Here is a 7,804-nt window from a genome sequence, read left to right as displayed (position 1 = left end):
GTGTTCCCGCGCCCGGGTGACACCCACGTACAACAACCGCCTCTCCTCCTCGATGGCGTCCGGCCCGGCCTTGACGGCGTGGCTGATGGGCAGACCGCCCTCGTGCACCCCGAGGAGGAAGACCGCATCCCACTCGAGTCCCTTGGCGGCGTGTAACGAGGCCAGGGTGACCCCGCGCTCGTCCGGTGCGTGCCGCGCGGCCGCGCGGGCGCGGAGCCCCGCGACCACCGGCAGGAGCCCGGGGCGGTCCCCCGTGGTGGCGATCTCCTCCACCAGTCCCATCAGCGCGGTGAGGGACTCCCACTTCTCCCTGGCCTGGGCGCCCGACGGCTCGGCCGCCGTGAGACCCAACGGCTCCAGGGCCGCCCGGATCACGCGGACGACGTCGGAGGGATCGGTGAGCGCGGAGTACTCCCCGGCCGCCGACTCGTCCGAGCCGTCGACCAGTCTGTCGATCGCCGCCATCGCACGCCTGACCACCGTCCGGTCGAAGAATCCCTCGCCCCCCTTGAGCCGGTAGCCGATCCCCACCTCGTCCAGCGCGGCCTCGATGCGCTCCGACTGCGCGTTGACCCGGTAGAGCACCGCGATCTCCGCGGGGTCGAGCCCACCGTGGACCAGGTCGGCGATCGCCCCCGCCACGGCCTCGGCCTCCGCGTCCTCGTCCGCGTACTCGGTGAGCACGGGCTCGGGCCCTGGCGGTCGCATCCCCCGGAGAGTGAGCCCGGCCGCCCGGAAACGCCCCGAGCCGGACCCGATCACGGCGTTGGCGAGCTCGACGACCTGCGGCGTGGACCGGTAGTCCGACTCCAGCCGCACGACGGTCGCCTCCGGGTAGCGCTCTTCGAACCCGAGCAGGTAGTCCGGGTCCGCGCCGGCGAAGGAGTAGATGGTCTGGTTGACGTCACCCACCACGGTGAGGTCGTCGCGTCGGCCCAGCCAGGCCGATAGCAGGCGCTGCTGGGCGGGGGTGACGTCCTGGAACTCGTCCACCACGAAGCACCGGTAGCGGTCCCGGAACTCCTCGGCGATCGCCGGGACCTCCTCCACGAGGTCCGCCATGTGCCCCAGCAGGTCGTCGAAATCGAGCATGCGGACCGGGCCCGAGACCTTGAGGTCCTCGTAGGCGCGGAACGCCCGCGCCACCTCCGGGGCGGGGGCCGGGAGGTCACGCCCGAGCGCGATCGCACGCTCGGCGTACGTGTCGGGGGTGAGCAGACTGGACTTGGCCCAGCCGATCTCGGTGAGGACGTCCCGGATCGTCTCCGTCGAGGGATCCAGCCCCACCCGGCGGACGGCCTGGGCGACCGCCCGGAACTGCCCGTCGAGCAGCTGCCAGGGCTCCTCTCCGTAGACCCGGGGCCAGAAGTAGGACAGATTGCGCAGCGCCGCCGAGTGGAAGGTCCTCGCCTGGACCGGGCCCGTCCCGGCCTCCGCGACGCCCAGTCCGGCGAGCCGCATGCGTAGTTCGCCCGCCGCACGGGCGGTGAAGGTGACGGCGAGGACCTGGTCCCCCCGCACGTGACCGGTGGTCACCAGGTGGGCGATGCGGCGGGTGATGGTGCGCGTCTTGCCGGTGCCCGCGCCGGCGAGGATGCAGACGGGGCCGCGGGGGGCCAGGACGGCCCGCCGCTGCTGGGGGTCCAGTCCGTCGAGGGCCGACTCCCTGTCACGTCGCACGTCTTCCACGCCCCCATGGTGGCATCCTGCCCCGACACCGGCGCCTCGGGCCTGCCCCGGGAAGATTCCACCGTCGTCGGACGTTGAACCCCGTCATGAGCGAACCGAGGAACGACAGCGATCTCACGGCCGGCGGCGCGGAGGCCCTGACCCTCTACACCACCTCCTGGTGCCCCTTCTGCACCCGACTCAAGAAGCTGCTGGACGAGAAGGCGATCGGGTACGTCGAGATCGACGTCGACGCCGACCCCGACGCCGCGGCGTTCGTGGAGAGCGTCAACGGGGGCAACCGCGTCGTCCCCACCGCCCTGTACTCGGACGGCACCACCGCCACCAACCCCCCGGCCTCTCAGGTCAGGGCCAAGCTCGCCGAGCTCGCGGGCGCCTGACCCGCCGGGCACCTCACCCGCCGTCCACCGCCGCCGCCCACGACCGGAGCATCACGTGGGCGATCGACACCGGCGGCGCCACCCTCAGCGTGCCCCGGCCGTCGAGCGCTGCGCGGACGTCGTCGACGTCGAACCAGGCGGCCTCGCTGATCTCCTCGTCCTCGAGGACGATCGGCGCGTCCGGGTCGCCGATGGCGTGGAATCCCACCATCAGCGAGCGCGGGAACGGCCAGGGTTGACTGCCGAGGTAGCGGACGCGGTCCACGGCCACGCCGACCTCTTCCTGCACCTCGCGAACCACGCATCCCTCCAGCGACTCCCCCGCCTCCACGAATCCCGCGACGTGGGAGTACATCCCCGTCGGCCAGACCGGCTGGCGGGCGAGGAGTACCCGACGGCCCCCGTCGTGGACCAGGCAGATCACGGCCGGGTCCGTGCGGGGGTACTCGGGCCCGCCGTGGAAGGGGTCCTCGATCGCCCAGCCCGCGTCCACTCGGCGCGGATGGTGCTGCGGTCCCCGGCCCCGCACGGTGTCCCGGTGCCACCCGAGCAGCGCGAGGGCCTGTGATGCCAGCGCCCCGTCTCCGTCCACGAGGTCCGCTCCGGACGACCGGAGGGTCGTCACCGACGGATCGTCGGGGAGCTCATCCTCCGGCATCGCCCAGAGGTGGCGACCCTCCTCCGTGAGCCCGAGGAACACCGCGGTCTCGGGCATCCGGTCCGCGTGGTCCATCGCGGGCTCCAGCCGGAGGCGTCGACGGCCACCCGCCACGGGATCGGTGGCGAACCGATCACGGTGGTCGATCCGCACCACCCGCGCGGTGGCCCACCCCCGCGCCAGACCGTCGGCGTCCTGGCGCAGGTGCGCGGCCCGGTCGGGGGCGGCGACGGACAGGACGGGGTCGGAGTCGAGGCTGAAGTCCAGCGGCATGGTCGGGTTCCTTCTCGCGGATCATGGGAGGCGGTCAGCGTATCCGGAGACCTTCCCGCCGGCCCGGGTCACCCGGGCCGACCGCCCCGGTGCCGGAATCAGCTTGCGACCATCCTGATGTAGAGCAGGCGGTCGCCGGTCTCCAGCGCATCGGCCTGCGGTTCGTTGACCTTGATCAACTGGCCCTTGCGGACGACCCCCAGGACGAGTTCGGCGAGGTGTCGCGGGGACCCGCCGACCTCGGACTCCTCGACCCGTCGTTCGGCGATGGAGAAACCCTCGTCCGGCGTCAGCAGGTCCTCCATCATCCCCACGACGGTCGGGGTGATGGTCGCCAGTCCGAGCAGCCGGCCAGCCGTCTCGGCGGAGACCACCACGGAGTCGGCACCGGACTGTTTCAGCAGATGCTTGTTGTCGGACTCGCGGACGGTGGCGACGATCTTCGCGTTGGGTGCGAGCTCTCGGGCGGTCAGCGTGACCAGCACCGCCGTGTCATCGGAGTTGGTCGCCACCACCACGGACGCGGCGCGCGTCACGCCCGCGAGCTTGAGGACGTCCGACCGGGTGGCCGAGCCCTGGACCGTGACCAGACCGCGCGCGGCCGCCGACTTGAGCGCCTGGGGGTCGGTGTCGACGACGACGATGTCGTCGGGAGCGGTGTCGTCGGCGAGCATCGCCGCGACGGCGGACCTGCCCTTGGTTCCGTAGCCGACGACGACGGTGTGGTTACGCACGAGGTTCCTCCAGCGCTGGATCCTGAGGGCCTGACGGGACTGCTCGGTGAGCACCGACAGGGTGGTACCGACGAGCAGGATCAGGAAGAGCACGCGCAGCGGCGTGATCAGGATGGCGTTGAGCAGCCGCGCCTGCTGGGTGATCGGGGAAATGTCTCCGTAGCCCGTTGTCGAGAGGGAGACCGTGGCGTAGTAGAAGGCGTCGACGACCGTGATCCTGCCGTCGGCGCCTCCGCCGCCCTCGTACCCCTCCTGATCGAAGTACACCACGAGTGCCGCCAACGTCAGCGTGAGCACGGCCATCAGCACGCGCTTGCCGATCAGTCGCCACGGGCTCTCGGCATTGGCGGGGATGCTCACCACGCCCACGAGGATGTGGTCGGGGCTCTCGTCCAGTGGGTCGCTGCTGCGGGAACGGGACGCGAGTGGGCGCTTCCTCACCATCAGCAGCTCCGTTCCGGGACGAGACCACCGTCGTTCATCGGGGTCACCCGGACCATCGTGGCCTATCGGCCCCTGTCGGACAACAACCGCCCTCTCCCGGGGCCGGTGGACAGCAGTTGCCGCAGTTCCTCCGCATCGGGCAGAGCGTCCGGTTCAACGGTCCTCCCGACGCGGACGTAGTGGAAGGCGGCCCGGACCCTGTCGAGCTCGACCGGTCGACCGAGCCTGGCCGAGACGATCCTGGCCCAAGCGTAACGGTAGACCGCCAACTGGAGCGAGACGGCCGGCATCTCTCCCGGACCCGGCACCCGCCCGGTTTTCCAGTCCACGACGATCCACTCGTCCCCGTCCGCGAACACCGCGTCCATCCGGCCGCGCAGCAGGTGACCCCCGAGGCCCACCTCGAAGGGCACCTCCACTGCCTCGGGGGTCAGCCGTGACCACCTCGACGCCTCGAACGCCTTCTTCAGCGCCGCGAGGTCCGCCTCCGACACGCCGTCGACCGCCCCGTGGTCCCCTGCTCCGGGGAGGTCGTCGATGTCGAGCAGGTGGGTGGCTCCGAATCGGTGCTCCACCCACTGGTGGAACCGCGTTCCCCGGCGGGCGAAACGGTCGGGCCGGAACGGCACCGGTCGGCGCAGCCGGTCGGCGTACGCATCCGGATCGGTCGCCATGGCCACGACCTCCCCCGCCGTCAACCGGCGCGGTAGGACCACTCTGTCGCGCTGCTCGGCGGCCCGGCGCGCATCCGCGAGCAGCGGCGCCGCAGTGAGGTGCCAAAGCCGGGCGGGTCCGTGGTCGGGAGCCGGGTCGACCCCGGGATCCACGGGACGGGCCTGCGACACCGCGTCCGCCGCCGTCCTGCGATCGTTCACCGACGCACGCGGCCAGGTGGCCTCGACCACCGTCGTGGTGGCCGGGTTGGTGGCCGACGGCGTGACGACGAGGGGGTCCACCACCCCGAGGGATTCGGGTCCCCGGCAGAACTCGAGGGCCTCGTCGAGGAACTCCGACGGGCCACGGGGTGTGGAGCCACTGCCGTGCCAGTGGGAGGCCGAGAGCAGAAGGGAGTGTTCCGCCCGGGTGACGGCCACGTAGAACAGGCGTCGGTCCTCGTCGAGCGACCGCTTCTTGACGCGGTCGATGTGGGCCTTGAGCGTGGCCTCCAGTCGTTTGCGGTCCCCGATTCCGTCGAACCGGGGCACCGGCACGCCTCCGGGGTTGTCCTCGCCCTCGCGGTCCCCGCGGAGGTACTCGGGCAGGTGGGTGGCCGCTCGAACCGAGGTCTGGGGCGCGCGGTCGGAGGGGAATATCCCGACGGACAGGTGGGGCACGGCGACGATCTCCCATTCCAACCCCTTGGCCGAGTGCACGGTGAGGATCTGTACCCGTCCCGGAACGGAGGCGACCTCGCCCCGTGCGAGCCCGCCGTCCACCATGCGTGCCAGATCGAGGTGTGCCAGGAAGGCGTCCAGACCCTGACCGCGGTCGGCCCCGAATCCCGCGGCCACCTCCTGCAGCTCATCGAGCTGCTCTCGTGCCTCTCCCCCGCCGGTGCGCTCCCGGAGGCGCACCTCGGCGTCCAGACCCAGCGCCTGTTCCGCGGCGGCGACGAGTCTGGCAGGGGGAGCGGATGACCGCGCTCGAAGCCCGGCGATGATCCGCGAGAGCCCGGTGATGCGGGCCAGGCCGTCTGGGCTGTAGTCGCCCTCGGGGCCCGGGTCGGCCAGCGCGTCCGCGAGTCCCGCGGCATCGGTCTCCTCGCCGCGGGCGATGGCGTCCAGTGCGTCCTCGAGTTCGCGGACGGAGGACAGTGCTCCTCCGGCCTCGGCCGGGCGCCGGAGTGAGAGCGCGGACGCCCGTCTGGCCAGCGCGGCCAGATCGGCGGCCCCCAGGGCGAACCTTGGCCCTGTGAGCAGCCGCATCAGGGGCGCACCGGCGCCGGGACGGGCGACCACCGTGAGCAGTGAGACCACGTCCGCGATCTCGGGGACGTCCAGCAGTCCCCCCAGCCCGACGACCTCCACCGGCAGTCCGCGGTTCTCCAGCGCCTCGGCGATGGGCCCGGAGTCGCCGTTGCGTCGGACGAGCACGGCGGCGGTGGGGACACGACCGGCCGCCTCCGCCGCGCGGTACCGGCGGGACACCTCGTCGGCCAGCCACTCCCGCTCGGCGTCCGCGGTGTCCAGCACCGCCACCTGCAGGTCGGCGGGTTCGGCGCCGGGACGCGCTCGCAGCTGCGGGACCGGCACGGTGCCAGGGCGGTCCCGCAGCGGCTGGGTGATCCGGTTGGCCAGGGAGAGCACCTCCGGGGGGTTCCGCCACGAGGTGGTCAGCTCGAGCAGGTGGGACCGCTGCCCTTCGGGCCGGGGGAAGTCGTCGCGGAAGCGGTCGAGGTTGGAAGCCGATGCCCCTCTCCACCCGTAGATGGACTGCATCGGGTCCCCCACCGCGGTGACCGCGGGCACCGGACCGGCGCCGCCGCCGAACAACGAGCTCAGCAGGACCCGCTGGGAGTGGCCGGTGTCCTGGTACTCATCGAGGAGCACCACCCGGAACGCCCGACGCTCGGCCTCACCGACCTGCGGGTGGTCGCGGGCCACCGTGGCGGCGAGCGCCATCTGCGAGGCGTGGTCCATGGCGGACTCCGCCCGCATCCGAGCGGCGACCGCGTCGACGAGATCCGCCAGTTCTTCACGGTGCCCCTGGACGGTGGCGGCCTCGTCGAGCCACTTGGTGGGGGTCTCGCGCTGGCCGGGCCCGCCGGGCAGTGTGGCGACCAGCGTCGTGATCAGATCGGGGTGGGTCCGCAGGTCGTCGGTGGTGACGAGGTGCTCGGACAGTTGCCCCGCCAGTGCCAGGACGTCGCGGGTGACCTGGGCAGCGGAGGACCGCGTCGCCAGCGGGGACTCCCAGCGTGAGACCACGTCGTGGGCGAGGTGGAACGCCGCGGTCGGTGTGAGCAGCCGCGAATCCGGTTCGACCGGCACCAGCAGGCCGTAGGACCCGAGAAGAGTGCCCGCGAACGCGTGATAGGTCGAGATCTGGGGATCCTCGGTGCGGATCGACTCCGCGATCCTGGGGTCCGCCCCCGGGCCCGCGCAGAGCGCGCTTCCCGCCAGTGCCTCGAGCCGCCGCCGGATCCTCCTGGACAACTGCTGGGCCGCCTTGCGGGTGAAGGTGAGCCCCAGGATCTCCGACGGGCGCGCATGACCGTTGGCGACCAGCCACACCACGCGCGCCGCCATGGTCTCGGTCTTGCCCGCCCCAGCGCCCGCCAGCACGAGGGTGGGTTCGGCGGGGCCGGCGATCACGGCCGCCTGCTCCGGGGTGGGCCGGTGGACGCCGAGTGCGTCGGCGATGTCGTCGGGTCCCATCGAGGAGGTCACTCGATCACCTGCCGGCCCTCCGGTTGCGCGGGGCAGCTGGACCGGACTCCACAGTGGTCACACCACGGACCCACGCGGGCCGTGTAGGACGGCCCCACCGTCGCACGACCGGCGTCGACCACGCGGTCGGTCAACGCCTCTGCGGCCTCGCGGCCGAGCGGGTCCTGGACCCGTTCCGTGGGCAGGCGGCCCTCCCGGCCCCCGAGGTACAGGAGGAGCCCGCCGCCCGGCTCGCGA

General features: G+C 72.4%; 6 protein-coding genes. 1 reads left to right on the top strand and 5 read right to left on the bottom strand.

Annotated elements, in window-relative coordinates:
- A partial coding sequence (locus IY392_RS13245; protein ID WP_194861461.1) for an ATP-dependent helicase occupies positions 1-1,689 on the bottom strand: 1,689 nt, incomplete at its 3' end.
- 86 nt (positions 1,690-1,775) lie between these two features.
- Between IY392_RS13245 and IY392_RS13240 the strand changes: the two genes are divergently transcribed.
- The gene (locus IY392_RS13240) at positions 1,776-2,069 is read left to right on the top strand and encodes a mycoredoxin (protein WP_107755963.1); all 294 of its coding nucleotides are present in this window, start codon (positions 1,776-1,778) and stop codon (positions 2,067-2,069) included.
- Positions 2,070-2,082: 13 nt separating this feature from the next.
- Here the strand turns inward: IY392_RS13240 and nudC are convergent, their stop codons facing one another.
- The 4 genes from nudC to IY392_RS13220 form a co-directional block, all read right to left on the bottom strand.
- The gene (nudC, locus tag IY392_RS13235; RefSeq protein WP_194861460.1) at positions 2,083-3,000 is read right to left on the bottom strand and encodes an NAD(+) diphosphatase; all 918 of its coding nucleotides are present in this window, start codon (positions 2,998-3,000) and stop codon (positions 2,083-2,085) included.
- 98 nt (positions 3,001-3,098) lie between these two features.
- The gene (locus IY392_RS13230; protein WP_107755961.1) at positions 3,099-4,178 is read right to left on the bottom strand and encodes a TrkA family potassium uptake protein; all 1,080 of its coding nucleotides are present in this window, start codon (positions 4,176-4,178) and stop codon (positions 3,099-3,101) included.
- Positions 4,179-4,240: 62 nt separating this feature from the next.
- Positions 4,241-7,567, bottom strand: coding sequence for a UvrD-helicase domain-containing protein (locus IY392_RS13225; RefSeq protein ID WP_309234181.1), 3,327 nt, complete (start codon positions 7,565-7,567; stop codon positions 4,241-4,243).
- Positions 7,564-7,804, bottom strand: a 241-nt coding sequence (locus tag IY392_RS13220; RefSeq protein ID WP_194861459.1) for a hypothetical protein, incomplete at its 5' end; no start/stop codon positions are given. The genes IY392_RS13220 and IY392_RS13225, both read right to left, overlap by 4 nt.

Source organism: Dietzia sp. SYD-A1, from assembly GCF_015356725.1.
Taxonomy (GTDB): domain Bacteria; phylum Actinomycetota; class Actinomycetes; order Mycobacteriales; family Mycobacteriaceae; genus Dietzia.
Note: the sequence above shows the minus strand (reverse complement) of the source record. Positions and strands in the feature narration are given on the sequence as shown.

Excerpts from the sequence above, each read along its gene's own strand:
- IY392_RS13240 (WP_107755963.1), top strand. The coding sequence starts at position 1,776 with ATGAGCGAACCGAGGAACGACAGCGATCTCACGGCCGGCGGCGCGGAG.
- nudC (WP_194861460.1), bottom strand. The coding sequence starts at position 3,000 with ATGCCGCTGGACTTCAGCCTCGACTCCGACCCCGTCCTGTCCGTCGCC.
- IY392_RS13230 (WP_107755961.1), bottom strand. The coding sequence starts at position 4,178 with ATGGTGAGGAAGCGCCCACTCGCGTCCCGTTCCCGCAGCAGCGACCCA.